The organism is Paraniabella hibiscisoli (assembly GCF_022512515.1).
GTDB classification, from domain to species: domain Bacteria; phylum Bacteroidota; class Bacteroidia; order Chitinophagales; family Chitinophagaceae; genus Niabella; species Niabella hibiscisoli.
In genome coordinates this window covers 3803820-3827268 of the sequence record NZ_JAKWBK010000001.1, presented here as the reverse complement: position 1 = coordinate 3827268, position 23449 = coordinate 3803820, and the positions used below count along the sequence as shown (strand labels likewise).

At 43.4% G+C, this 23449-nt stretch carries 26 protein-coding genes and 1 pseudogene; 3 read left to right on the top strand and 24 right to left on the bottom strand.

Features of this window, described 5'->3' with window-relative positions; all coding sequences use genetic code 11:
* Positions 1–105 precede the first annotated feature (105 nt).
* The 3 genes and pseudogenes from MKP07_RS23770 to MKP07_RS42870 form a co-directional block, all read right to left on the bottom strand.
* Positions 106–990, bottom strand: coding sequence for a sugar phosphate isomerase/epimerase family protein (locus MKP07_RS23770; RefSeq protein ID WP_240849545.1), 885 nt, complete (start codon positions 988–990; stop codon positions 106–108).
* Between the two features lie 29 nt (positions 991–1019).
* The gene (locus MKP07_RS23765) at positions 1020–1871 is read right to left on the bottom strand and encodes a class II aldolase/adducin family protein (protein WP_240849544.1); all 852 of its coding nucleotides are present in this window, start codon (positions 1869–1871) and stop codon (positions 1020–1022) included.
* A gap of 46 nt (positions 1872–1917) precedes the next feature.
* Positions 1918–2288 (bottom strand): annotated as a pseudogene (locus MKP07_RS42870) (class II aldolase/adducin family protein).
* A 221-nt stretch (positions 2289–2509) separates the two neighbouring features.
* Here MKP07_RS42870 and MKP07_RS23755 point away from each other — a divergent pair.
* From MKP07_RS23755 to MKP07_RS23745, 3 genes are all read left to right on the top strand, one after another.
* Complete coding sequence (locus tag MKP07_RS23755; RefSeq protein WP_240849542.1) at positions 2510–3541, top strand: GntR family transcriptional regulator; 1032 nt, start codon at positions 2510–2512, stop codon at positions 3539–3541.
* A 158-nt stretch (positions 3542–3699) separates the two neighbouring features.
* Complete coding sequence (locus MKP07_RS23750) at positions 3700–4203, top strand: MGH1-like glycoside hydrolase domain-containing protein (protein WP_394803689.1); 504 nt, start codon at positions 3700–3702, stop codon at positions 4201–4203.
* Complete coding sequence (locus tag MKP07_RS23745; RefSeq protein ID WP_240851032.1) at positions 4116–5174, top strand: MGH1-like glycoside hydrolase domain-containing protein; 1059 nt, start codon at positions 4116–4118, stop codon at positions 5172–5174. Before MKP07_RS23750 ends, MKP07_RS23745 begins: the two co-directional genes overlap by 88 nt.
* A gap of 72 nt (positions 5175–5246) precedes the next feature.
* Here MKP07_RS23745 and MKP07_RS23740 read toward each other — a convergent pair whose 3' ends face one another.
* The 21 genes from MKP07_RS23740 to MKP07_RS23640 form a co-directional block, all read right to left on the bottom strand.
* On the bottom strand, positions 5247–5699 hold the full coding sequence (locus MKP07_RS23740; RefSeq protein WP_240849540.1) for an alpha/beta hydrolase: 453 nt from the start codon (positions 5697–5699) through the stop codon (positions 5247–5249).
* A 20-nt stretch (positions 5700–5719) separates the two neighbouring features.
* On the bottom strand, positions 5720–6208 hold the full coding sequence (locus tag MKP07_RS23735; RefSeq protein ID WP_240849539.1) for an alpha/beta hydrolase: 489 nt from the start codon (positions 6206–6208) through the stop codon (positions 5720–5722).
* 9 nt (positions 6209–6217) lie between these two features.
* The gene (locus MKP07_RS23730) at positions 6218–8758 is read right to left on the bottom strand and encodes a glycoside hydrolase family 38 C-terminal domain-containing protein (RefSeq protein ID WP_262919444.1); all 2541 of its coding nucleotides are present in this window, start codon (positions 8756–8758) and stop codon (positions 6218–6220) included.
* Complete coding sequence (locus tag MKP07_RS23725; protein ID WP_240849537.1) at positions 8650–9123, bottom strand: hypothetical protein; 474 nt, start codon at positions 9121–9123, stop codon at positions 8650–8652. The genes MKP07_RS23730 and MKP07_RS23725 overlap by 109 nt, the downstream gene beginning before the upstream one ends.
* Positions 9124–9184: 61 nt before the next feature.
* Complete coding sequence (locus MKP07_RS23720) at positions 9185–9472, bottom strand: alpha-L-rhamnosidase C-terminal domain-containing protein (RefSeq protein ID WP_240849536.1); 288 nt, start codon at positions 9470–9472, stop codon at positions 9185–9187.
* A 5-nt stretch (positions 9473–9477) separates the two neighbouring features.
* Positions 9478–10623, bottom strand: coding sequence for a family 78 glycoside hydrolase catalytic domain (locus MKP07_RS23715; protein WP_317236088.1), 1146 nt, complete (start codon positions 10621–10623; stop codon positions 9478–9480).
* Positions 10581–10952, bottom strand: a complete 372-nt coding sequence (locus MKP07_RS41385; RefSeq protein WP_317235882.1) for a family 78 glycoside hydrolase catalytic domain — start codon at positions 10950–10952, stop codon at positions 10581–10583. Before MKP07_RS41385 ends, MKP07_RS23715 begins: the two co-directional genes overlap by 43 nt.
* A gap of 83 nt (positions 10953–11035) precedes the next feature.
* Positions 11036–12001, bottom strand: coding sequence for an alpha-L-rhamnosidase N-terminal domain-containing protein (locus MKP07_RS23705; RefSeq protein ID WP_240849535.1), 966 nt, complete (start codon positions 11999–12001; stop codon positions 11036–11038).
* Positions 11985–12485 carry a hypothetical protein gene (locus tag MKP07_RS23700; protein WP_240849534.1) on the bottom strand — a complete coding sequence of 167 codons (501 nt, stop codon included), beginning with the start codon at positions 12483–12485 and terminating at the stop codon, positions 11985–11987. The genes MKP07_RS23705 and MKP07_RS23700 overlap by 17 nt, the downstream gene beginning before the upstream one ends.
* 49 nt (positions 12486–12534) lie before the next feature.
* On the bottom strand, positions 12535–13086 hold the full coding sequence (locus tag MKP07_RS23695) for a hypothetical protein (protein WP_240849533.1): 552 nt from the start codon (positions 13084–13086) through the stop codon (positions 12535–12537).
* Between the two features lie 53 nt (positions 13087–13139).
* Positions 13140–13352 carry a hypothetical protein gene (locus tag MKP07_RS23690; protein WP_240849532.1) on the bottom strand — a complete coding sequence of 71 codons (213 nt, stop codon included), beginning with the start codon at positions 13350–13352 and terminating at the stop codon, positions 13140–13142.
* A 44-nt stretch (positions 13353–13396) separates the two neighbouring features.
* Entirely contained in the window at positions 13397–13585 is a 189-nt protein-coding gene (locus MKP07_RS23685) for a hypothetical protein (RefSeq protein ID WP_240849531.1), read from the bottom strand.
* Between the two features lie 5 nt (positions 13586–13590).
* On the bottom strand, positions 13591–14670 hold the full coding sequence (locus tag MKP07_RS23680; RefSeq protein WP_240849530.1) for a hypothetical protein: 1080 nt from the start codon (positions 14668–14670) through the stop codon (positions 13591–13593).
* Positions 14671–14824: 154 nt separating this feature from the next.
* Positions 14825–15925 carry a DUF4998 domain-containing protein gene (locus MKP07_RS23675; protein ID WP_240849529.1) on the bottom strand — a complete coding sequence of 367 codons (1101 nt, stop codon included), beginning with the start codon at positions 15923–15925 and terminating at the stop codon, positions 14825–14827.
* Between the two features lie 191 nt (positions 15926–16116).
* Positions 16117–16467 (bottom strand): DUF5000 domain-containing lipoprotein, encoded by a 351-nt coding sequence (locus MKP07_RS23670; RefSeq protein WP_240849528.1) that lies wholly within the window; start codon positions 16465–16467, stop codon positions 16117–16119.
* Entirely contained in the window at positions 16368–17333 is a 966-nt protein-coding gene (locus tag MKP07_RS23665) for a DUF4959 domain-containing protein (RefSeq protein ID WP_240849527.1), read from the bottom strand. The genes MKP07_RS23670 and MKP07_RS23665 overlap by 100 nt, the downstream gene beginning before the upstream one ends.
* Before the next feature lie 67 nt (positions 17334–17400).
* Positions 17401–19287, bottom strand: coding sequence for a RagB/SusD family nutrient uptake outer membrane protein (locus MKP07_RS23660; RefSeq protein WP_240849526.1), 1887 nt, complete (start codon positions 19285–19287; stop codon positions 17401–17403).
* Positions 19288–19395: 108 nt separating this feature from the next.
* The gene (locus MKP07_RS23655) at positions 19396–19899 is read right to left on the bottom strand and encodes a hypothetical protein (RefSeq protein WP_240849525.1); all 504 of its coding nucleotides are present in this window, start codon (positions 19897–19899) and stop codon (positions 19396–19398) included.
* Between the two features lie 32 nt (positions 19900–19931).
* On the bottom strand, positions 19932–21587 hold the full coding sequence (locus MKP07_RS23650) for a SusC/RagA family TonB-linked outer membrane protein (RefSeq protein WP_240849524.1): 1656 nt from the start codon (positions 21585–21587) through the stop codon (positions 19932–19934).
* A 2-nt stretch (positions 21588–21589) separates the two neighbouring features.
* A complete protein-coding gene (locus tag MKP07_RS23645) occupies positions 21590–22597 on the bottom strand; it encodes a TonB-dependent receptor plug domain-containing protein (protein ID WP_240849523.1) in 1008 nt (335 codons plus the stop codon).
* A gap of 678 nt (positions 22598–23275) precedes the next feature.
* Entirely contained in the window at positions 23276–23434 is a 159-nt protein-coding gene (locus tag MKP07_RS23640) for a hypothetical protein (protein WP_240849522.1), read from the bottom strand.
* Between the last annotated feature and the right edge of the window lie 15 nt (positions 23435–23449).

Below are 23449 nucleotides of genomic sequence, written 5' to 3'. Positions count from 1 at the left end.
ATTTTTAATAGCTTAGGTACTAAGCAAACAGTTTGCGAAGAAAACGAGAGGTTTTTACCGCATCATTCTCCTGTATCAGGGATCCTATTTCGTCATAATAAGTATCTACGATCTGTTCGTATTTTTTACCCATAAAATGCTTTCTGAAATGGCATCAATAGCATCTTCTCTATAGGGATATTGATCCATGGAGATCCAACCCTGGTAGCCCGTCTTCCTTAACCAAAACAGTAACTCCACATAAGTGGTGAAATGTACACTGCTAACAATCATATCATCATCCCAGGTACCATGATTATCGTTAAAGTGCATGTGGTATAAAAGGTCGCCGGCTCGTTTGGCGAGCACCACTGCTTCAGACACATTCTCTCCTGCATAAAAGCTATGTCCGGTATCAATGGTAACACCTACATTAGAGCACCCGGTTTCCTTTGCAGCCAAAATAGTATCTGCCATTCTTGCATGATAAGAAAAATTACGGGGTTCTTTGGGCTTGTACTCTAAAGCGAAACGCAATGTAGGAAACTCGGTTGCAACGGCCCTGGTACATTCACTCAGCCAATCCCGCTCCTGGTTGTAATCGGTCGCCAGCAAATAATCATATCCATCCTGTCCCAACCAAAGATTTACAATATCACAATTCATAGCCAAAGCCACTTCGCTCATCTGTCGCAGGTAGTCGAGAGCTCGCTGTCTCACCTTCGCCTCTATGCTGGTAATACTTCCTTTTCCATAAACCGGATCGCCAAAGGTATCGGGGATAATACTGGCACAAGCTACGCCGGCATCGTCTAATCTTTTCCTCATATCTCCTACATTATCCGGGCGGATGTCCCAGGTACCTACCAATTCTATTCCCTGGATATGCGGCATTTTTTCAAGTGCCATTTTCAGCATTTCTTCTGAGCTCGGATTATTTTTATATCCCTGGCAAAAACGGTCCCTGGTGTTTCCAAGATTGCCTAATATAATTGCGTATTTATTACTCATGGCTACAATTTTTATTAAGTTATTTTATGCTACATTTTCCATTCATAGTTCTTCCAGCGGCTCATCACCTTACCTAATTCTTCTATCTCGTTGTCGCTTATGGGAATCATTTCTCCCAAAGAAGCGGACAGTATTAATGACTTGGCGCTAAACTCAGCTACCTCCAGGTAATCGAAGGCCTGTAATAATTTAGTACCCGTTACTACCGTACACTCATTCTTTAAAATGAGCACCGGAGAGTCCTTCGATATCATGCATGCCAATCCGTTCTCTTTTGCAAACTGACACCCAAACTCACCCATTTGCACATCCTGCAGGTATATCCAGGTTTCCGGTATCGTTCTTACATTAAACCTGGCCCCGGTTATGGCAAAAGAGGTAAGATAAGTAGGTTGCGTGATTATGATGGCATTAATTTCAGGATGTTGCTCATAAATAGATTGATGCAATAAAGCAGACGAGTCTGGCTCCTTCCCTTTTTCTCTTTTACCATTGCTTACATGAACGATATCTTTCAATGTGAGATCCCATTTAGAGATTGCGTCAGGTGTGATCAGAAACTCCTCCTGGTTTATCCTTGCCGAGATAGATCCATAAGCGCCCAACATCAAACCTTGCTTACAGGCCCTGTTTACTATTTTAAGTATTTCGGTGCGCTTCTCCCTGTTTATAGATGATAATTCCAGGTTCCGTTCTTCCGTCTCAGGGAGCGCTGTAGCATATTGTTTCAATTGCGCATTTATCTGTCCATCCTCCAGAAGGGTAACACTGCCTAATTTATTACCATATAAAATGGACTTTGCGGTTACCTCGAGCAATTCAAATTTTTGATACGCATCTGAAATATCACGTCCGCCTATAACTGTACCATGATTTTCCATGATAACAATATGCACCCCTCTCTAAATTGACTGGCAATACTATCGCCTAAAGCTTCGGTGCCGGGCATGGCATAAGGAGCATATCCAATTTCTCCGCAAAAGAACGCACTTGCGGCAGCACTTTTGTATCAGGAACCTGCCTTACTATACTAAATGCTACGATACCCGGAGGATGTGCATGAACAACCGCCTTTATATCGGGGCGCCTGTTATAAATAGCCAGGTGAAAAGGGTATTCTGATGACGGATTATGATCGCCGATAATTGTTCCATCTTTTTTACACATATAATATCTGAAGGTTTTAATAATCCTTTATCAACGCCGGCGGGTGTAATCCATACGTTACCATCATCATCTCTTATAGACAGGTTTCCTCCGGAAGTAGTGGTAAGCACTCTGTCATAAATTCTTTTCATAACCAAAGTGATCTGGTCACGCGGGTGCATCGTTTTTGTATTTAGCAAGCTCGTCATATTTATCTCAATTAACTTTGTTCACAACAAACTTAAATAACCTGCAACTGTTTTCTATCCTGTGTTGACCCGACAAAACGATAAAAAAAATAAATCTTTTTTTAGCCGATCATATTCATAGTTAAGTCTTAAATTGGTGTTCTAAAAACGATGAGTTGTACACGATGAAAAAGCAACGACTAATAGATCTGATCCAGATCGACCCTTACTCCAGTACCTCCAAATATCTTCAAATTGTAAACTCTATTCTTAAAGAGATTGAGAAGGGAAACATACAAGCCGGAGATAGCATGCCCTCCATCAACGAAGCCAGTATTATGCTCGATATAGCAAGGGATACAGTGGAGCGGGGATATAAACAGCTAAGAGAATTGGGGGTAATAAAAGCAGTACCAAGACGAGGTTACTTTATAGAACACACCGAATTCAAACGGCAGTTACGGGTATTTTTACTCTTTAATAAGCTTAGCGCGCCCAAGAAAGCTGTATATGATGCATTAACCAACGAATTAGGAGATATTGCCAGTATTGACTTCTACATTTACAATAATGATTTCCATCTTTTCAAAAGATTATTATCGGGAAATAAAGACCATTATACGCATTATGTAATCATTCCTCATTTTATAGATGGTGGTGAAAGAGCTTATGAAGTAATTGATACCATTCCAAAGGACAAGTTGGTATTACTTGATAAATCATTACCTGAAGTAAAAGGTCAGTACAGCTCTGTTTATATTGATTATGAAAATGATATTTACGATGCTTTGACGGAAGCCCTGGGAAGCCTCGCCCGCTACCATACTATTAAGCTTATCTTTCCTGACAATAGTTATTTCCCCAAAGAGATCAGGAAAGGATTCAAGCATTTCTGCCAGGACCATGCCTATAACTATAAAATCATTGGCAGTATAGAAAATGAGCCTGTTAAAGAAGGAGATGTATTCATTAATATGCTGGAAGATGACCTGGTAACATTGATCGAAAAAATAAAACCTACCTCGCTAAAAATAGGAGAACAGGTAGGTATTATATCCTATAATGAAACGCCGGCCAAAAGGGTTATTTTAAATGGCATCACCACCATATCATCAGATTTTTACGAAATGGGCGCAATGACCGCACAAACTATTTTATCGGGCTCGTTGCAGAGACAAAAAGTGCCGTTTCGATTAACACTGAGACCCTCCCTGTAATGTCAGGAAACTCCGCCAGCACGATGTTGTTTGATTTATTAAAATAAATGGAAGCGAAGCATATTCAACTATAAATAAATTTAATGCCTCTATTCGTCCTCCTTATTACGGGCCTTTTACTGACCAACTCAGCCGCTGCCCAAAAGGATAGTTTATCCATGAACAGAGACATACCTCTCCTTCATTTCCCGGGGATTAGCCAGGCCGATTTTAGCGATGCTTTTAATGTGTTGAATGAATGTGTAGTAAAGGTACCGGGCTATGGCTTCACCTACCCTTTTATAGCGCCGGGAGGGCATTATGGAGGTTGTTGGTGGCAGCTGGATGCATCTATCAGCCTGCAGGCAACCAAATGGATCAACCAGCAATTTTCCGAGAATATGCTGCGGGGCTTTATTGCAGTACAGCAACCGGATGGAAGAATACCACTATATGGTCATGATAAAGTGCCGGATTACCCTACCTGCAGCTCATTACCGAAATTATTCTCCGCAGCTTACTCAATATTACAACACTCCGGCGACCCTACATTATTAAAAACAGTGTACCCCATGCTTTACAGGTATTGGAGCTGGTGGTTTTCGGATGCCCGCCGCGATGCTGCTACCGGCCTCATTACCGGCGTATTCGAAGAATCATTTCCCCGGTCGAAAACCGGCTAAAAACAACGGCACAGGTTGACCTGAATGTAGAATTAGCAGGCGCTTGTCAATACATGGCCGAATTAGCATCCCGTCTGGGTTTGAAGAATGACCAAAAACGGTTTTTAAATAGCAGGAAACAATTGACCGATGCTATTAACCAATATATGTGGAAAGAAGCATCAGGCGGATATTTCTCTTTTGACGTTATCCATAAACGTACCGACAGTACACTTATCGTATCAGCTTTTGATCCTCTTTATACTAAAATAGCGCCCGCCGGCCGGGTTAGCAGGATGGTGCACCAACTTACCAATGATGACTATTTTAACTGGCAGCCGAGACCTTTAACCAGTGTTGCAAAAACAGCATCTATTTACAATGAAACAACTGGCCCCTACAACGGCGCTCCGGCATGGTCGGGCAGCATCTGGAGCTTAAGAAATTATGTTACGGTTCAGGGATTGAAAGATGTGGGCCGGTACGATCTTGCCGCTTACCTGGCGCTTAAGACTGTACAACTCTTCAATAACAACTACTACGAGTTTCTCAAACCTTCTGACGGCAGCGGCCACGGCGTAAAGCGATATGCCTGGTCTGCAGCCCAATATATTCAGCTGCTGGTAGAGGATATTTTTGGAATTAAGTATAACCGGTTTACCGGTCAGATACAAATTGTCCCCAACCTGTCTGCTTCCTTAAAAAATGAAAAACTAGCGCTCCGCAATCTTAAACTGCCCGATGACAGTAGGCTGGACGTTGAAATGGAATGGAAAGAAAATGTAGCCCACATCAAGTATGCAATTCACGGTCATCCCGAGATCCGGGATGTAATAGTTGGCTGGCCAGCTTCGAGAAACACCAGGATACGTGTAACCGACAATACAGGCAACACCCGTCGCACCACTATGAGCGATGAAGGCGAAACGGTCATTCATAGTGTATATAATAAAAATAAACAAGCGGACAATATCCGGTTTATGATACATTAGCAAAGGATAGCAAGGCATTTAATATGGACAGACATATTACCGAAAGCCGACTGGTAATGAAAAGTGCTGAATTTATTTGAGCCATCCCATACTCTTCATCCAGTAAAGACAGCTGTTCAACCATTCTTCACGCGGGGGCGTATTATTCAGGAACCCATGATCACCTTTTGCATAGATATGTATTTCCGATATAACTCCCGAGGCTCTTAGTGCATTAAAAAGGTTCAGTGTATTTTCCAGTTTAACGACTTTATCATTTAGTGCATGGGTTAAAAAAACTGCAGGCATATCCTTACGAACATTTTTCTCTCCCGAAAAAAACCGAAGGGTTTCAGCATTTTGATTTTTTCCCAAAAGGTTGTCCCGCGAACCAATATGCGCAGTACTATCCCAAAAGCTTACAACCGGGTTAACGAGTATCAGGAAAGCGGGTTTAAGATGCGTGTTAGTCAGGGACGGAATAAAACTGGTATCATAATGTGTACCTGCCATCAAAGCCAGGTGACCGCCTGCGGAAAATCCCATTACACCAATAGCGTCCTGATTTACGCCCCATTTAACAGCATTTTTTTCACAAGGTAAATAGCCTGCTGAAGGTCCATGAGTGATACTATTTGCCTGTTGTCAAAATAGCCGGCATGCGGAAGCCTGTATTTAAGTACAAAAGCTGTTATTCCTTTCTCATTTAACACCCTGGCCATTTGGCGTCCCTCACGCTCAATCAGCAATGTATGATATCCGCCGCCGGGAACGATAATAACCGCAGGAGTGGCATGTGTTACCCCGGCGGGTTTAAATATGGAAAGCGTAGGAAAGGTAACCTGGCTCACCAGGCTATCTACAAGCGGATCAAATCTTTTATCCTCTTTTATCTTAGAGATCCTTGTGCCCGGAGGCTGGCCCACGAACAATGGTACTTCATGATTCACCGGCTGACAACAGCATATATATCCTGCCAACAGCGCCAGTAAGATCAATACACTTCTCCTTTTGAAAAAGAACCTGCCAGCATTTATGCGCAATAATTGAATCATCCGTCAAATTTACAACTCAACACGAATGGTGGTCATACCCCAGGGAAGCATTTTAACAGGTCCAGTAACTGGCCTTGAAGGTTTTTCTTCTACATCACATACCTGAACGGCCCCGGGTTGTTTGAGAAAGCTCAGTTGAACATTTTCTTCCTTTGGCGACAAAGACCGAAGCCTTATAATAAATGCTTTACCATCGCCGGTTGCCTTAAGTATTGAAACCACTACTTTGCTATTATCGATCTGTACAAACGGCGTAATCTTAGGATCTATATTAGCCGCTACATGAACCAGGGGCTGCGACTGCTCCATCCCAAACCGGTTGGCCGTTGACGCATTGAAAGCACCATGCGGCCGGATCCGATACCGAAAAGCGGTTTTACCATCCTGGGTGAGCGGAAAATTAGTGTGCCAATGATTATTCATTACCCAGGAGTAAATCGTTGAAGAAGGTTCCACCTTTTCAATCCAATGCCCTCCATTTCCCCAGCCCCGTGCATTGTTGGCCGACATTTTACCATACTCGAACAAAGGCGCATCCAAGGAGCACCAGGTAACCCCCACCTGATCATTAGAGATATCCAGCCAACGTTGTAAGGTAAACCAATTTCGATTGGCCTGAGGCCACTGATCTTTCTCCACCTCTACCACGCCCCAGGGAATATCAACTCTTGTTCTTCCGCCTGCTATATTAAATCCAAATCCAAAATGAACCCCGTCTTTTTCTAACAGAGGTAGTTTATCAACCTTATTACTGAGGTCAATCCAGGGTTGGTCCCAAACCAGTCTTATACTTCTGCTAACAGATCGCACGCCTCTTCCTTTGGACATCACCTGTAACTCAACTACAAGCGGCCCTTTTTCTATTACCCTGATTTGTGTTACACTGTCCGCCACCGGCGCATCTACATTGCCCGGCAACCAGCGAAAGGCGTTCAATCCTCCATTCACTTTTTCATCGGCATAATTATAACCAGTTTCCAGGTCAATCAGCTGCACTATATTTCCGCTGGCGGCATCAACTGCTATCTTCAGCTTACCATTTTGCATCGTATAATTTTCAACGGAACAGCCTTGCTTTATATCAGCCTTACCTTTCGTAACCCGGTAATGGCGTGACCCCAGCGAAGGCACTTCATTGACCCAAAACACCAGTTCACCTGTAGAAAGGCGTTGCGCAGGAACTTCAACTCCCTGCTCATCTATTACCCTATCGCCTAAAATACTTTCTGCTTTGTTCAACGTCACCAGGCCGCCATGCGCCCAGGAGTTGGTATTGATTACTGCCACTCCACCGGCAGCAGGACCTTCCTGCGGCCCTAATCCTCCATTCGACTTGTCTGTAATGGGCGCCAAGGCAGCATCGTAAGCCTCGCGCGCCCGCTCTTTTGCGGTATTAAAGTACCCGCTTTTCACTCCAAAGATCGCATCCTGGAAAAAGGGTTCAGAAGGATTTTCAAAACTCCAGGTATGTTCAGATCCTAATGCAATATATCTCCAGGCCTCATCCAATTCATCACGCGGTATGGACCGCTGGTTATTTAGCATCGTCCAGAGCTTTTCAGCCTGGGTCAATATTTCTTTAGAATTACGGTTCATAGCGGTGAGGTTAGCAGCTGTACCCAAACCATCGGTCCAGTACTCGGTATAATCACCCTTTACTACAGGCAGTTGGTCTCCATACTTTTTCTCGATATGCTGCATCATTTCACTGGCGCCTGTAATCACGATTCTGGGATAGGCATGTTTTGCGTTCCAGTCTTTTACGGCATAGGGAACATCGGCATCCAGCGGTGTATTGTCCCAAAGCGTCCAGGACCTTGCCAGGAAATCATAGGGATATCGCTCCTGCTCTAAATTGATGAGCTCTGCTGTAAAATCTACATTAGCATGTCCCGTTTTTATAATATCGGGTACTTTCGATGGATCACGCTGGCCAAACCAGGGGCGGCCGGTTTGCCCACCTTTGGCTACGCTATGCCTGTTGGTATAGCCTCCGGGTTGAAAAAACAGTACTTTTGATTTACCATCAGGGCCTACCCACCAGAAGGGGTAACCATTGATTCCAAATCGGTGTGCATTTCCCACCCTGTCGCCGCCGTTGATCCAGGATACTACGTATTTAATACCCTCCTGAGCCATTACAGGTACCAGGCCCCAGGTGATACCCGGAATATCTACCTGCATAAAAACATCAGATTTCATCACGGTTTGTTGTTGCAGGTAACGGCTAAATCTAAAGTTATGAAACAGCTCTTCATCGGTAGCAATACTGGTATTCGCGTGTAAATAGGCTGCATCTAAACGAAGTTGATTATTTTTTATAGCGTTTATAATATTCGTTCTTTGTTGCGGCTGAGCATTCCATAAACGTTCCACGGGCCAGCTCACTTCAGGATTCCATTTATACTTAGCACCGCCCGGAAACTCACTGGTTAGTTTTGCTAGTTTAATGCCTTCAATAACATTTTTACTATGCAGTATCTCAACATTTTTTGCGTATTGGTGTAGCCGATGTCTACATGAGAGTGCGGATAGATAAAGACCGTCCAATGCCGCATGCGGGGAACATGTACTTTCTTTTCTATAAGAGTGCTCCCACATTGTAACACCACCGATATATTTGCTGCCGAGTCAACTCCTACACCAGTTGGTAAAAGAATAGTTTTTACGCTATCGCCTGCTGCCGAGCCGGTGAGCACAGAAGTTTCTTTTATATTCAGCCCCTTCACCTGAACAGTAGCATTCTTTTTTAACCTGGCCGTTCCGAATGAAATAAGCATTTCTCTTCCCGGTTTCCCGTCTTTTCGATAACCATATACCGGTTGAACTGTATATTGTATATCTGTAACTGTTTGCGAAAAACCCGTGGCAGCAACTAATAATAGCACTGCTTTTATTACAATAAACTTCTTCATATTAAATGCAACTTTTCAATAATCAGGTATTAATCAACTTTACAAAAGAGATGCGCTGTTATCACCGACGCGCCTGGAACTGATAATCGCCCGATCCCACCCGAACGATGGTATATCCATCCGAAGACGGTAGCGTCTCAATATTTTTGATCGTTCTTATATCTTTGCCCGATTCTGTGACAATAGTTCCGTGAGCTGACCTGATCCATACATCGGCGGTTGTGTTGGGAGGAATAGAAACATCCAATTTATACATATCTCCTTCCAATGACCAGGCGCTTTTAATCTCGCCGGCAACTGAACGATAACTACCACGTGCAAAACGAAGATCACCAGCAGGCTGAGGCATGATGATCATTTTTTAAATCCGGGTGCAGCAGCATTGATCCCCAGGAGAGATCGGTAAAACCATTCGTTAATGGAACCAAACATGGGATGGTTATGAGAATAGGTATTATCTGAATACTTCCAGGTTTCCCAAAGAGTAGTTGCTCCATTTTCAATCATATGCCCCCACCCGGGATAGTCGCGCTGGTTAGCTATTTTATAGGCCAGGTCATTCAGGTTATTCTTTCTTAAAATATCGAATAACATTTTTGTACCGAAAATACCTGTGGAAAGGTGATCATCTCTTTTAGCAACTGCCTGCTTCATGGCGGCTAATGCATTGTCTTTTGCAGACTTGCTAACCAGGTTATGCCAAAGTCCAAAAAACTGGGCCGATTGGGTGCCGTTCGCAAATACACCGCTGGACGGGTTATAAAATTCTTTAACGATTGCAGCTTCTATGTTCCCCGACAAATTGCTATACTTCGCAGCATCTTCTTTTTTACCCAGAATCAAAGCGAATTCGTTCATCAATTTTATATGGTACAAATAAAAACAGGAGGCGGTAAAAGCTACCGGCTTTTCATCCAATGATTCGTGATCACTGAGATCAACAGTATAAAGATTATTCTTAGCGTTGTCTATTAAAAACTGAATTTGTTTTTTAAGGGCAGGATAGTGTTTTTCTATTACCCGTTTATCGCCATAAAAATCATGCACTTGCTTTATAGCATAGGCAAACCCAATTTGAAAACCCAGTGGACCGGATTGATCACCAGGACCGGCGTCGGCAATGCCCATATAAGGCGCTGTTTCTGTGATGCCTCCTAAAGGACGCTGAGCATCTTCATGATCCTGGATTATTTTTTTGTAAAAATTGGCCATGTCGAAATTATAGCAGAAGGCTTCCGTGGTACAAAACATGTCACCGCCATAGCCGAATTTTTCCCGCGCAGGGCAATCGGATTGAACGCTGAACAGGTTACTCAAAAATGTCCACCTTATATTTTTCGCCAGCTGATTCAACATCGGATTGGAGCACTCAAAACTTCCTGTTTGTTCTACAGCAGCGCTCATTCTCAAGCCCTCGATGTCAGCAGGCTGCGGAACACCCGGCCAGCCTTTTATTTCTACGTAGCGAAAGCCGTGAAAAGTAAACCGCGGATTCCATATCTCCGTACCCTTACCTGAAGCAATATAGCTATCTTCCTGCCACGCAATTTGTGGAGCACCGGGACCGCCATTCCCGTTTTTACCTGACCCGCTACAGATGTCATACCGTTCAGACTTCCATCTTTATACACTTCTTCACCATACCTCAGTACTACTCTGGTGCCTGCCGCCGCTTTGAGCTTTATCCGGGCTACTCCGGCAAAGTTTTGTCCCATATCTGCCAGGTATATCCCTGGTTTCAGTTCTGTAATTTTTACAGGATTCACAATTGTAGTAACCTCAACGCCTGGTTGCAATTGGGCTCTTAATTTTCCTAAAGGCCCGTTCACCTTAACCGCTGATTTCGCTGTTGCCCATACACCCGCATTTCCCTGCCAGTTGTCTATTTGTCTTCTGGCATCGTAATGTTCCCCTAAAAAACATTATTTCTTACTACAGGACCACCTATGGTTTGCCAGCTTTCATCAGTAACTATTTCCTCTATGGAGCCATCGGAATAGGATATCCTGATCATTGCCTTGAAGCAAGGTTCTCCAATAGCCAGGCGTTCCCTTAAATTATGTACACCCCACATGCGCAACGGAAGCGGGTTGTACCATCCATTACCCAACATAACACCAGCGGCATTCTTACCTTCTTTCAGCATTGGGGTGATATCCATTGACCTGTACAAAACGGTTTTACTAAAACTCGTCCAACCTGGCGCCAGCATTTCCGTCCCTATTTTTTCACCGTTGACAGATGCTTCATAATACCCCAGGCCGGTAATGTACAAGCGAGCTCCGGCAACCTTCTTTCCCACAGCGAACGTCTTTCTAAAAACTGGAGCCGGCCGGTCGATATAAAAATCTGCGTCTTTCTCTGGGGCCTTTCGACCATCTGCAATCCAACTTCCCTTCCAGTTACCTGTAAAAAGCATAGCCGTTTCAAACCAGGCATTTTTACTCCAGGAAGAAGGTTTCCCATCCTGGTCATAAACACGCACTTTCCAGTAATAGCGGGTGAAGGATGCCAGCGGCTTACCTGCGTATATAATTGAGAGATTATTGGGTGATGAAGATTTACCCGAGCCCCACATTTTAGCGGCTAAACTATGAGCGCTATCCCTGCTGACTACTATTTCATAATGGGTTTGCTTCCTGTTTTGTCCCTGCGCAGTAAAACCCCAACTTAACGAAGGACTACTAATATCAATACCTAAAGGGTTTTCGATAAGCTCACAACGTAAGTCAGCGGGGAACAAAGTTTGTGCCTTTGTTGTCAGGCTCATAAATACTAAAGACAACATAAAGAACCTGCCAATTCCTTTGCTAAATAGATCTCTCATCAATGCGCTCTTGTCTACCAAATGATTACTACATTTATTTCTTCTGATCATTTGTCATCATTTTATTTAAAACTATATAAGGGCAGGATACGGAAGTAAGATAAACAGGCCCCCGGGTATAAGCAGGCGGATAAAAACATTCCAGCGGACCGGTAAAGTCTTTGCCCTTACGGTAATCTGTATGTCGCAATTCTGCAACATACTCTTCTATAAGTTTGCGGGCACTTTCTCTATCGGTCTTTGAAATCGCGTACGCAACCCAGCCAGTAGCCGTAAACCAGTAAGCCCCGTTCTGATAACTGTTGATGGTTGTCTCGGGTATAGCTCCTTCCCAGGATGTAGCATTACTAAAATCATCCGTTTTAATAACATGCCGGATAGCGCCCTTATAAGCTAAACTGCCGGTCTTATACGCATGAGCCAACGACTTTGAAGCCTTTTCTGCAACTGGCGCTGGCAACACATTCATGTATATAGCCAATGCTGTAGCCCAAACATCCCTTTGGGCGCTCTTTCCGGTTGATGCACGTAGCATACCATCCTCATCTGCAAACTTCCCGGAATTGCCAGTTTTATGGCTGCTGCTATATTTTTATACTTTGAGGCTTTCTTATCATCTCCATTTTTTTAAATAGTTCCGAGAGTTCTAAAGCGGCCTCGTATTTAAGCAGGGATGGATATAGTAAGTCACCGGTAATATGTATAGCGTCGCGAAAGCCAAAGTCTACTGCCCTGTAATTTTCCAGGTTGTAGACAATGTGGGTTTCCAGGTTGGAGGGCGGCACATGAAATGCCGTCTCCAGCCTGCTGATGAGTGAGATCCCATTAATTTCAGTCTTTAGCATGTTCAGATCGGCTGTAGTCTTTACATAGTGATGCGCCATTTTAATAAAGTAAAACTGGTCGCAATAAGGAGGAAACCTGCCAAAAGCAAAAGTCCCCTGCTCCTCGAGATCGTAGGTACCCGCAAAATAAACCGGCATACTATTATTCACCAATATATGATCTGCTATAGCACCGTAAGGCACCATGCTTCCGCCTTTGGTGATCCAGGTTTGATCACATTGAGTGGCAGCTGTGAGTTTTAGCATGTGTCGCTGTTCTTCTACTGAAACCATACCGGTTTCGAGGCTCATGGCATAATCCCGGATCCAAAATGCGGGGTAAGTTTCCCTGCCTCCTGGCCTGATTAAAGTTCCCCGGTATTATTTATCCCAAAACCAGGAGGCATCTGCTGTGCCGGACGGATACGTGAACTATCCAACACCGCCCTCGTAATGCCCTTTAAATAAACAAGGTCTTCTTTTGAAATAATATTGCTTTTTTGTGCGATGGTCTCTACCTTCCAAACGAGCAAAATCAAAAAGAAGATAAAGCCAAATTGTTTTCTGTTGAATACCATTTAACAAGTTATTTTAAACACATGAACAGCGAAAGGAGCCTGATTCAATAAACGCCTCCTTCAATTGCATACAATTTCCCCTCTCCCGGCAGCAGATCAGTGGTAAATATTCCTCCGGGCTTATAGGTAACCCGGTGTTGCTTTCCGTTGAGGGTTGATACGAGGCGTAATTTCTTTACTGCTTTGCCAATTGTAAACGAAATAGATTCAGATGTTTTCAGAGACTTGTTCACGACCATCACAAATGATTGTTGGGTTTGGGGATTCTTAAAATGTGTAATAATGAAACGTTTCTTTTCATCCACTGGTTTCCAGAAAAAGACTCAGGAACCGTTAAGCCTTCCGTACCATCTGATTTATCAGAATGATACACTTCTATCGCATCCAGCTGCCCGATGGTTTTGCCCACCTGTTTCAATGACGCATTAAGGTTTTGGAAAGGTGTATACAGATCGGTTTTATTTCCCATGCTATCTATAATAGCATTCATAAAACGTTCTACCGGCTGTCGTACCGGTGTATTATAGGTAAACCATACCAGGTTTTTTATTCCATAGGCCAAAGCTGTGTAAGCGCTGTAGCGCAGTTCGCTGCTATCGGGGCGGCGGTATGCATTAATAATGCCCATGGACTGCGGGTACATGGAAGTTTTAATACCATGTCGTAAACCGGCACGCCTGATCAGGTCCAGGTTTTTAAAATAAGCGCCTCCAAAAGATCCGTTGACCAATAAAGGATAATGATCAAAAGAAAGCAGCTTCAGATTCTCTTTTCCAACAGCTTTAATCCAGGCTTCCACATAATTTTCTTCGTAGTCTGGATAAACAGGACTTGGAAAGAGGTTCACTGAAGGAATATGCCCCGGATCATATTTCAGGATGGTTTTATAGGCTTTAGCCGGCCATTCCAGGTCATCCTTCCCCGGTTCATCTACTATAAAATACCCGGCCACTCCCGGGTGATGTTTGTAGGCTTTTACCATGGTTGCGATATCCTGTTCACTACCCCTTACCCGCGGATCTCTGACAAAATAACGAATCCCGTTTCGGGCCGCGAGGTCGAGGATGGCCAGATTCCTTTGTTGAGCAGTGTCAACATTTTTATTGAAGTCCAGTGCTTTGTCCCCGATAAACTGGATAAAATCGACATTCGCCTCTTTTATCCAGCGGAACTGTTCATCGTTGGCGAGGTCCTGAGTGGGTCCATAAAAGATACCAATTGAAAATGTATCAGATGTCCTGCCCTTAGGCGCCTGTGCATTTGTGTTAAAAAACAAACCAGAGCACCAGGCCATACAGGCAAATATTTTAATGTTCATTATTATTGACAATAGAAGAGCTTACTAAATTTCTTACACAACGTTATTGAATCGCCCTGCCAGACTATGTAGATTTGCGAACACCGTTTTTGATAGCCGCACATGGTACAGTCATTATTTTTATCTTGCACAGGGGCCCAGTCGTTTTTAGGTATCAGGGAGTGCCTAAATTAGCCATCAACTCAATTTCCATAATGTGAAAAGATCCGACGGCTTTTCCATCCCAGGCTTCTTGAACTTGGATCCTCATGTACCGGTATGCTTTTGCCCCTTTAGGAATCATAAATAGTTCCCCCTGGGTAAAATTATGTGTACCGGAAGTGAAGTCTCCAAGCTTTGTCCAATTGCTCCATTCAGGCGCCAATGTATTGGATCCCCATAAAGAGAATCGTTTCATGTTACCTCCCAGGTACTGTTGTCCCTGCCGTTGCCAGGTTCTAAAAGAGTATAGTGCGCGGTTGGTGACACCTAAATCGAAAGTAATATGTTGAGGCATGGTTGCATCGGCCGTATGAAATCCGGGTTCGGCATTAGTTTTACCATCCCACATGTTGCGCATAGCCCATCCCCAGGCTTCGTTTGCATCTCCAGTTAGTTTTAGAGGAGCAAATTTGGTTCGGTCAAGTCTGTATACAACATCCTGTGGTTGAATAAACACTTGCGCGGTTTTCAATGTATCGATAGAAGTAGTATCAGCGAGATATAATGTGGTATATGATATGCCGGTTCCTTCTTTGTAGTCCTCAACAGAGGTTTCATTAGTCTCCGGGCGAACTAACAGCTTTTTCTCTCCACCCAGTTTGCTGGTATAATTTAGCTGATGGCCTATACTCCCGTTATAGGTATCGGCCCCTCCCCAGGTAAATTTCAGAACGCCGTTGGCGTCGTCAATAAAACTGTTGATCAGCGGCCGGTTAAACATATTCGACTGAAAAGTTTGCCCGACAGATCTCCCCTGCACTTCTACCGGAACCGACCTGTTGCCCTGGTCATCGAAAGTTCGTATGATGAAAGAATAAGTACCCTCAGGTATATTTAAGAAGTAAGATACCGAATCAATACTTGCAGGTATCTTTAACTCGACAGAATCTGCATAATTATTCCAGTAGATACGGGCTTTTGTAACGTTAGGATCAACCGGGGCCGACCATACAAACTTTACTCGGGTGAGCCCTGTGTATGTTTTCACATTTTTAGCACGCTCTAAGTAGGTCACTCCCTCTGGAACCACATACTGCCTGTATGTATCGTCCATTTTCTTGCAACCAGTAACCAATGCCAGCGCAATAAAAAATAGTATATGCTTGTCTTCATTCGTAAATGATTTATATTTCTATGATCCAGTCCGCAGTTGATATTTAATTACCCTTTGTTCGTTTTGAATACCCGGGGTTGAAACTTTGTACTGCAGGTTTTGAATTACTAAATCTGATTTTTAATAAACAATTATTGTCCTTCCTGACCCCATAAGGTAAGCTCCTGTATAACGATCTGTGTTTGCCCGCTGGAAATTCCCCAGGTATTAAGAGTCTTAAAACGGATATACCTTACGGTAGGAATACCGGCTTCAAACTCAAATTCTTCTCCCCTATTCAATGCATAGTCGCGGTCTTCGGCTGTTACCGGTCCTTCGCCCGATGGTTTAAAAGACTTGAATGTGCCTAGTTTTTGCCAGTTGTCACGATAGATCTTGTTCGTCAGGTCCACATAATCTCCATCGGGATTAACCGTATTGGATCCCCAGATTTCAAAATCTTTTGGATGGGACCCCCGTAGGCAGCATCCAGATGGGGCCACATTCTCATACGGCTGATAGCAACAGGTTTGCCCAGGTCGATCGTGAAGGTTTGCGGTAACTGGTAGGTCCTCGTGGCAAAAAGACAGCAATAACCAAAACCACCATCAAAAATCTTTCGCAAAGGATAGGTTTCTACAAACTCAAAGTTATCTCCCGGCAACTCCAATGCCCGCCAACTTACTTTGTCAATGAGTTTTTCAAACCAGGGTTTAATATTAGACTTCTTCTGAATGGTTTTATTATTCCATCGATCTCTTAACAATACCGCGATCTTTTTTTCGGTTGTATCCATACCCCTGATTGAAAAATTAACATTATCAGCGGCAGTGTAGTAAGTAGTTAATTCTGCATAATTGCCATTATTAAGCGTATCCTGCATAATTACTACTGCGAGGCTGGCACGCTCGGGATTTTGCAGTTTCACATTGATCCCTCCGAAAGTTCCTGCTACCTGAAGGCTTTCATAAGCGGATTGAATAACAGGTTGTAGCGGTTTAACCTTTACTACCAATGGCTCCGATTCTTTTTCATTCTTTCCTACACTATACAACTTTACATCATACTCGTTGGTATCTCCAAAGCCTTCCACTTTGAGCGTATCGGTATAATAAGAGGCTTTTACTTCCCACTTAGAACCCGAAGCCGTTTCCCAAACGGCCTTAACATATCTAAGATTGGGATCTTTTGGAATTTTGTACACCAGGTGTGCACCGCCACTTTTAGGTATTACTGTTACATTGCTTACCTGCCCTGGTGCGGGTGCATTAGCATCTGTATAGTCAATGTATTCTTCATTCCGGTTGCAGCTAAAGGCAACCAGTAAAAGAAGTACTCCAATTAGTAACTGATATTTTCTTTTCATCATATAAACGAGTTTTTTACAATTTATATAAGTGAACCTTGTTTTACTCCATCTGGCCCAACAGGCTATACTACCATCCAAGATTCTGTACCAGGTTGGTATTTACGTTGAGATTGCTTTCTGCGATAGGCCAGAAATAATCTTTTATCCCAAAACGTTGCTGAAAAATATTGGTCGGCCTGTAATAAGTTTCAGTAGTTGATCCATAAATATTCCAGCCTGTGATAGCTTTATTCATTTCGGTAATAGCCAGTTTCCAACGGCGTATATCCCAGAATCTTTGTTGTTCAAAGGCCAGTTCATTCAGTCTCTCCCGCTGAATAATCTCCCGGAGGCCGTTTTTATTTGTAATTTTCGCCGGGTTGGTCGAGAACGCTGTCCATGCCTGCTGCACTGGAGGTATGCCGGCACGCTCCCTCACTTTATCCAGGTACGAAAACACTTCAGCATCGGGGCCCTTTGCTTCATTGAGACACTCGCTGTATAAAAGATACAGATCAGCCAAACGCATGATTGGCCATGGATACGGAATAGTTGTGTAACTTGACGGGCTTCTTACATTATCGGGATGTATCCATTTTTTTATGGGATAGCCAGTAACGGGACCATTGAAGGCGGAGCTTTTTCCAATTGGATCGCCTAATTTAAACTGCAGCCAATAAAGATCGGATTCCAGCTTATCATTAAACTTGCCCTGTCCATACCATATACCACCGTCAAAGCCAAGATTGGCATAAAAACGCGGTTCACGGTTCATATTCAGCGAGGCAGTAGGAAACCCGTTCCTGATGTATAGACGATGGCCTGTTGGTGGTAGCCGTGTAGTATACCGCTCTCCGTAATTCCAGGTTTTGTCTTCATTAATAGGCAATCCATTATTGGTATAAAATTGCTCGGCCACTTTTAAAGGCGCGTTATACCTATTATCCATCCAAACCCTTGCCTGTGTGCTGGGCGCCCAATCGGGAGCACCTATTACCTGTATCCTGCCAACCCAGCTTTGCGTATTGGCCCATATAATTTCTGAGTTCCATTTTTCAGAAAAAGCCATCCTCAGGCTCAACTCGGTTTGCGTAGTATCACTTATTAAAAAAGCAGCTTTTACATTTGGATGCTCATAAAGCTTGATACCTGCTTTTTCACACACGGCAATCGCTTCCCGGCAGGCGTCAGCGGCTCTTTGCCATTTAGCTTCCGAATACTCAGCGCTAAATAAAGGAGTACCATCTGAATTTTTCAAACTGGCCTGCTCAGCATTGCCATTAAACAGCGGACTGGCGGCAAAAGTCAACACTTTGGCCTTAAAACTATAAGCTATTGGTTTGTTGATCTTTCCGTAGTATTGCGGGTCAATAATCGTTTCGGGCAAATCGTCTTTTGCCTCATCCAGCAGCTGCGCGATATATCCGAAGCAGGAATCTACCGGTTCGCGAAAAACCTTTACCTCCTTCACACCGGCAGAAACCGGGAGATTGACTCTTATAACCGGTATCGGACCATACATACGTACCAGCAGGAAGTGATAAAAGGCTTTCAGTGTTTTTACCTCGGCAATCCATTGTCGCTTTTCCTGCATTTCCATGTCCGGCACGGGCCCGATATTGTCCAGGAAAATATTACAATCGCGAATAGCCCGGTACATCTCAGTCCAGTAAACATTACCAATAGGATCAATTACGTTTTGATTTCCTTCTGCAAGGCGCCTGTATGTGCTGGTTTCACTAATATCGGGAAGTTCCCATACTTCATCGCCTCCAAATAAAGCAGGGGTGCCATTAATTTCTCCATCCTTAGGCATATAAGAGTAGCAGGTAAATAGGTATTTTTCGGCTTCGCCGCGCATAGCAAACGCGTTTTCGAGCGTAGCAACATTATCCGGAACGATATCGAGGTATTTCTTACAGGAAGATACCCCTGCCACCAGCAGTATAAAAATGCTTAGCGCAATTATTTTCATTCGCATATTTTTAGCTTTAAAGTTTTCTTCAGAGGAACCCTTTCTTAATTTATTTCCTCTACTGTGAGAAAAGTTGGCCATATCCCGTTTCATTTATATACTAATCGGTTAATTAAAATTAAAATGCAAACCCAGATTATATACTTTCTGTACCGGGTAGGCCAAACCACTGCCCGCCATCTCCGGATCCCAGAGTTTGAATTTGCTAAACGTAAGCAGGTTATTACCACTGAAGTAAATCCGGATGGCAGAAGAACGTATTTTATTGGTGAGCCGCTGGGGAAGCGTATACCCTAATTCTACTGTTTTAAGTCGTAGGAAAGCGCCGTTTCTCATAAACCAGGTACTTGTTTGCTGGTTGTTGGGGTGAACAAAATTGCTGAGGCGGGGCCAGAGTGCATAAATATTTTGATTCTGTTCGTTCCAGAAATCATCGGCTATAACTTTTAATACCTGGCGATCGTCAACAAAGGGTGTGATAGCCCCGTAATTGATCCAGAAAGATTCGTTGGCCAGGCCCTGAAAGAAAAGAGAAAGATCAAATCCTTTAAAAGATGCTGAGGGGCCAAAGCCATAAGTAATTTCCGGCACCGTGGGGTATCCAATAGGCACCTGATCGGCTGCAGTGATCTGACCATCTCCGTTTATATCCAGGTATTTGATATCCCCCCCAATACCGGGCGACCGAAATTTTGTGCAGGAGAGTTTAGGGCATCTTCATCGTCTACAAAAAGGCGTTCAGCAATAAAGCCATAAGCCTGGTTAATATTTTGTCCTATCTTCGATCGCCAGGGTTCTCTGTAATCAGGCTCTTCGTTTACCAGGAATTTGCTGGTGGCATAGGTAAAGTTCCCCATTGCTGATAAAAACAAGCCATTATCAAAAGTTTTGCTTACAGTTAAAGCCGCATCAACACCTTGTGAAGAGGCCTCCCCTACATTGGCCCGTATGGGCGCCGACAAGCCCATTGTAGTTGGAATGAAAGCCCGCGTCATCAATATATTGGTTCGATGCTGTTTGAAGAAATCAACATTCAATGTTATTGCACGGAACAATCCCAATTCCAGTCCCAGGTTCTGCTGATAAGATTTCTCCCAGGTAATATCCTCATTAGCATACCTTGTAACAGACACTCCCGGCAAGTATCTAGTAGCACCTGCCAGGTCTCTTCCAAACGTAGCACCCCTGGTACTGGCACTCATATTCACTTCGGACAAATAAAAGAATCGATCATCTGCAGAACCTATAGCGTCGTTACCAATAATCCCGTAGGTATAGCGCAGTTTCAAAGTATTTACGGTATTCTTGAGCTTCTCAAAGAATTTCTCGTTATGAATTGTCCAGGCAATACCGGCGGATGGGAAAAAGCCGAAGCGCTTTTCCTGGTAAAACCGCTCAGACCCGTTATAACCGAAATTGAATTCAGCGTGGTAACGGGTATCAAATCCATAAGTAAACCTTCCGGATAAGCCTGTATTTCTTAACGGAAGGGAATTTAAAAGTGTATTAGCAGCCGAATTAAGCCGCTGCTGCATAATGCCCACCAACATACCACTTATGTTATGCACTTTATTAATAACGTTATCATAGTTCAATACACCCTGGGCATAAAAGTTAGAATTCACCTCCCTGCTATTCGGATTACCGTTGAAATTCAAATACTCAGTCCCGGTTGGCCCCACGGGCTGCGGGTTGGCAGATGAATTAATAACATTGTAGGAATACTGCTGCGTCAGCGGATCATAGTTGGCCACCTCGTAATAAAACGGGTTATAGGATCGGGTTACGGTATTATATGCATAACGTTCTATGTTAAACATACCTCTGAAGTTTAATCCCTTGATCAGCTTTCCGAGGTTCTGGGCAATTTCCATTTGCGCCATCATTTTAGATCGGTTCCAGTCTCGGTATCCCCTCACCATTTCTGCATACGGATTCAGGTATAGAGAACCACGATTGCTGCGGGTTACATTATTACCAAAAATGATATGCTTTACAAAGGCATGATCTTCATCTTTCGGAAAAGTGGCAGGAAACTGAACCGGGTTAGAACGCATTACCATTCCATACATTTCCTCTCCGTTATAGATTGGACCGCGGTAGTCATCAAAATTGCCGTACAACCTCACAGTAAGCATGGTACTTTTTGTGAGGTCAATATCAATATTAGAACGTAGTGAATAACTTTTCAAATTGATATTGCTATTAAAGTTATTTATAGGATCCACCTTTAATACCCCGTTATCCTGGTTTAAAGCACCTGAAATAAAGTAACGCGCCACTCCTCCACCACCACTCACGTTTAGTGCGTACCGCTGGTTGCTGGTATAATCTTTAAAAGGATATCCCGCCAGTCGTTAGCCGGGTAGACATGCGGATCGGAGCCTGGCTGCCCAGTACGATTGATCTTATCATCAGAATATAGAATGCTTCCCAGCCGGTCCCGGGTCAATACGGCTTCATTGGCCATTTTCATATAAGTAACCGGGTCGGCCACCTCTACATTGGTTGTTGGCATTGAAAAAGCCTGGTCTACACGCAGTGATATTTTGGCACTTCCCGCCTTCCCTTTCTTTGTATTTACGAGGATAACCCCGTTGGCACCCCTTGCACCATATACTGCCGTAGAAGTCGCATCTTTAAGGATCGAGAAAGCAGCAATATCGTCTACGGTTAAACGCGCCAGGTCGGTTGTTGTCGATTCGATCCCATCTATTAAAATAAGCGGACCATTCTTATAACCAAATGTGGTCACGCCTCTTACAAAAAACTCCGCATTGTCCCTGCCGGGCTCACCACTACGCTGATAACCGATAACACCTGCCACCCTTCCGGCCAATGCTGTAGTAAGATTGCTGGAAGGAATTCTCAACTCTTCCGGGTCAATAGACGTTACAGCACCTACTACCTGCTCCTTCCTTCGCGCTTCAAAGCCTACCTGTACTACTACCTGGCTAAGGTTTTGTGCATCGTCATCAGACTCCAACACAATCACTAACTCTTTTCCCGTACTAGCCAACACTGTTTTTGCTTTATAGCTAACCGCCGATATCTGTACCGAATCTTTACCAGATGAAGCCATGATAAAAAAATTACCATTAGGATCGGTGGCAGTTCCTTTGGCAGTTCCTTTAATACCTACTGTAGCATTTTCCACAGCCGCACCGTCCTGGTTGAGCACCTTACCAAAAACTCTGATAGTATCCTGGGCACCAGCGACACCGGATATACCTATAACCCCAAAGAGAAGCGCCAGATTGCGCAAGGTTCGATTGTTTTTTAAAGAATGCAGCAGAGGTTTAATTTTCATTTTTTACTCATTTATATATAATGCGTTAATATACTACACACCAGGCACCACGAGTTTACTTTCCACGAAAAGAAGGTATCTTTGTGTGCAAGAAAATGCATGCACTTAGTTCGGGCACCTATGTTTCCCGAGTTACTGATTATGAAAAGAAAGCAGTTATGAGGACCCTGACATCAACTTTCATTTAGCAACAGTTTTTAATAAAAACCAAATAATAACGTTACAGAAAAGAAACGTAATGACTCGTGCTTTACCAGTCATTCTCTCATCTCCAAAAAGGAACGGTCATTCAACAACCCAAACAAAAAGCCAGCTGCAAATGTCCGTCAATACAAGAAGCTACAGTTCCCTATGATTTAACAATATTACCCTTCCATCTGTCTTTCTCCCAACGGCCAGTGCTACTGATCAATTCCTGTTGATATTAATGATACTTATTTTCGAAAGTTCATCTGCCGGAGGAATATAAAACTTATACAATCGTTGTTCTCGTACTAAAGTAAGACTAGTTTTACTACATCCTGTCCTGACTTGTCCTGCATACAGCAGAATACTTTCTCAAGTAAATAAAACCGGTTCAGAAAGTTTACAAATGTCACCAATTGGGGTACATAGATAAGGCTTTTTCTTCAAAGCAGCAGACAGTTATTTTTGGTATTTTATGGTACTTGTCGCAATTCAATAGGCAAAATTCATTCTACCTATAGGAGCGCTATCACCTGTAATATAGTAATCCATTATATCATCATATTTTGTTACATGATCAGCCACCTTAAATTCTAAAGCGACCTGATTTGCAGTAAGGCCAATAGCCTGAAGAGGAACAGCAACCTGCATTACATTATTTTTTAT

Bases quoted from the DNA above. Each gene is read 5' to 3' on its own strand.
- MKP07_RS23770 (WP_240849545.1), bottom strand. From the start codon at position 990: ATGAGTAATAAATACGCAATTATATTAGGCAATCTTGGAAACACCAGG.
- MKP07_RS23645 (WP_240849523.1), bottom strand. From the start codon at position 22,597: ATGAAAATTAAACCTCTGCTGCATTCTTTAAAAAACAATCGAACCTTG.
- MKP07_RS23765 (WP_240849544.1), bottom strand. From the start codon at position 1,871: ATGGAAAATCATGGTACAGTTATAGGCGGACGTGATATTTCAGATGCG.
- MKP07_RS23750 (WP_394803689.1), top strand. From the start codon at position 3,700: ATGAACAGAGACATACCTCTCCTTCATTTCCCGGGGATTAGCCAGGCC.
- MKP07_RS23665 (WP_240849527.1), bottom strand. From the start codon at position 17,333: ATGATGAAAAGAAAATATCAGTTACTAATTGGAGTACTTCTTTTACTG.
- MKP07_RS23675 (WP_240849529.1), bottom strand. From the start codon at position 15,925: ATGGACGATACATACAGGCAGTATGTGGTTCCAGAGGGAGTGACCTAC.
- MKP07_RS23705 (WP_240849535.1), bottom strand. From the start codon at position 12,001: ATGATCAGAAGAAATAAATGTAGTAATCATTTGGTAGACAAGAGCGCA.
- MKP07_RS23725 (WP_240849537.1), bottom strand. From the start codon at position 9,123: ATGAAGAAGTTTATTGTAATAAAAGCAGTGCTATTATTAGTTGCTGCC.
- MKP07_RS23695 (WP_240849533.1), bottom strand. From the start codon at position 13,086: ATGAGCCTCGAAACCGGTATGGTTTCAGTAGAAGAACAGCGACACATG.
- MKP07_RS23735 (WP_240849539.1), bottom strand. From the start codon at position 6,208: ATGATTCAATTATTGCGCATAAATGCTGGCAGGTTCTTTTTCAAAAGG.
- MKP07_RS23680 (WP_240849530.1), bottom strand. From the start codon at position 14,670: ATGAACATTAAAATATTTGCCTGTATGGCCTGGTGCTCTGGTTTGTTT.
- MKP07_RS23700 (WP_240849534.1), bottom strand. From the start codon at position 12,485: ATGCTACGTGCATCAACCGGAAAGAGCGCCCAAAGGGATGTTTGGGCT.
- MKP07_RS23660 (WP_240849526.1), bottom strand. From the start codon at position 19,287: ATGAAAATAATTGCGCTAAGCATTTTTATACTGCTGGTGGCAGGGGTA.
- MKP07_RS23690 (WP_240849532.1), bottom strand. From the start codon at position 13,352: ATGGTATTCAACAGAAAACAATTTGGCTTTATCTTCTTTTTGATTTTG.
- MKP07_RS23720 (WP_240849536.1), bottom strand. From the start codon at position 9,472: ATGCCTCAGCCTGCTGGTGATCTTCGTTTTGCACGTGGTAGTTATCGT.
- MKP07_RS23755 (WP_240849542.1), top strand. From the start codon at position 2,510: ATGAAAAAGCAACGACTAATAGATCTGATCCAGATCGACCCTTACTCC.
- MKP07_RS23740 (WP_240849540.1), bottom strand. From the start codon at position 5,699: ATGGGATTTTCCGCAGGCGGTCACCTGGCTTTGATGGCAGGTACACAT.
- MKP07_RS23640 (WP_240849522.1), bottom strand. From the start codon at position 23,434: ATGCAGGTTGCTGTTCCTCTTCAGGCTATTGGCCTTACTGCAAATCAG.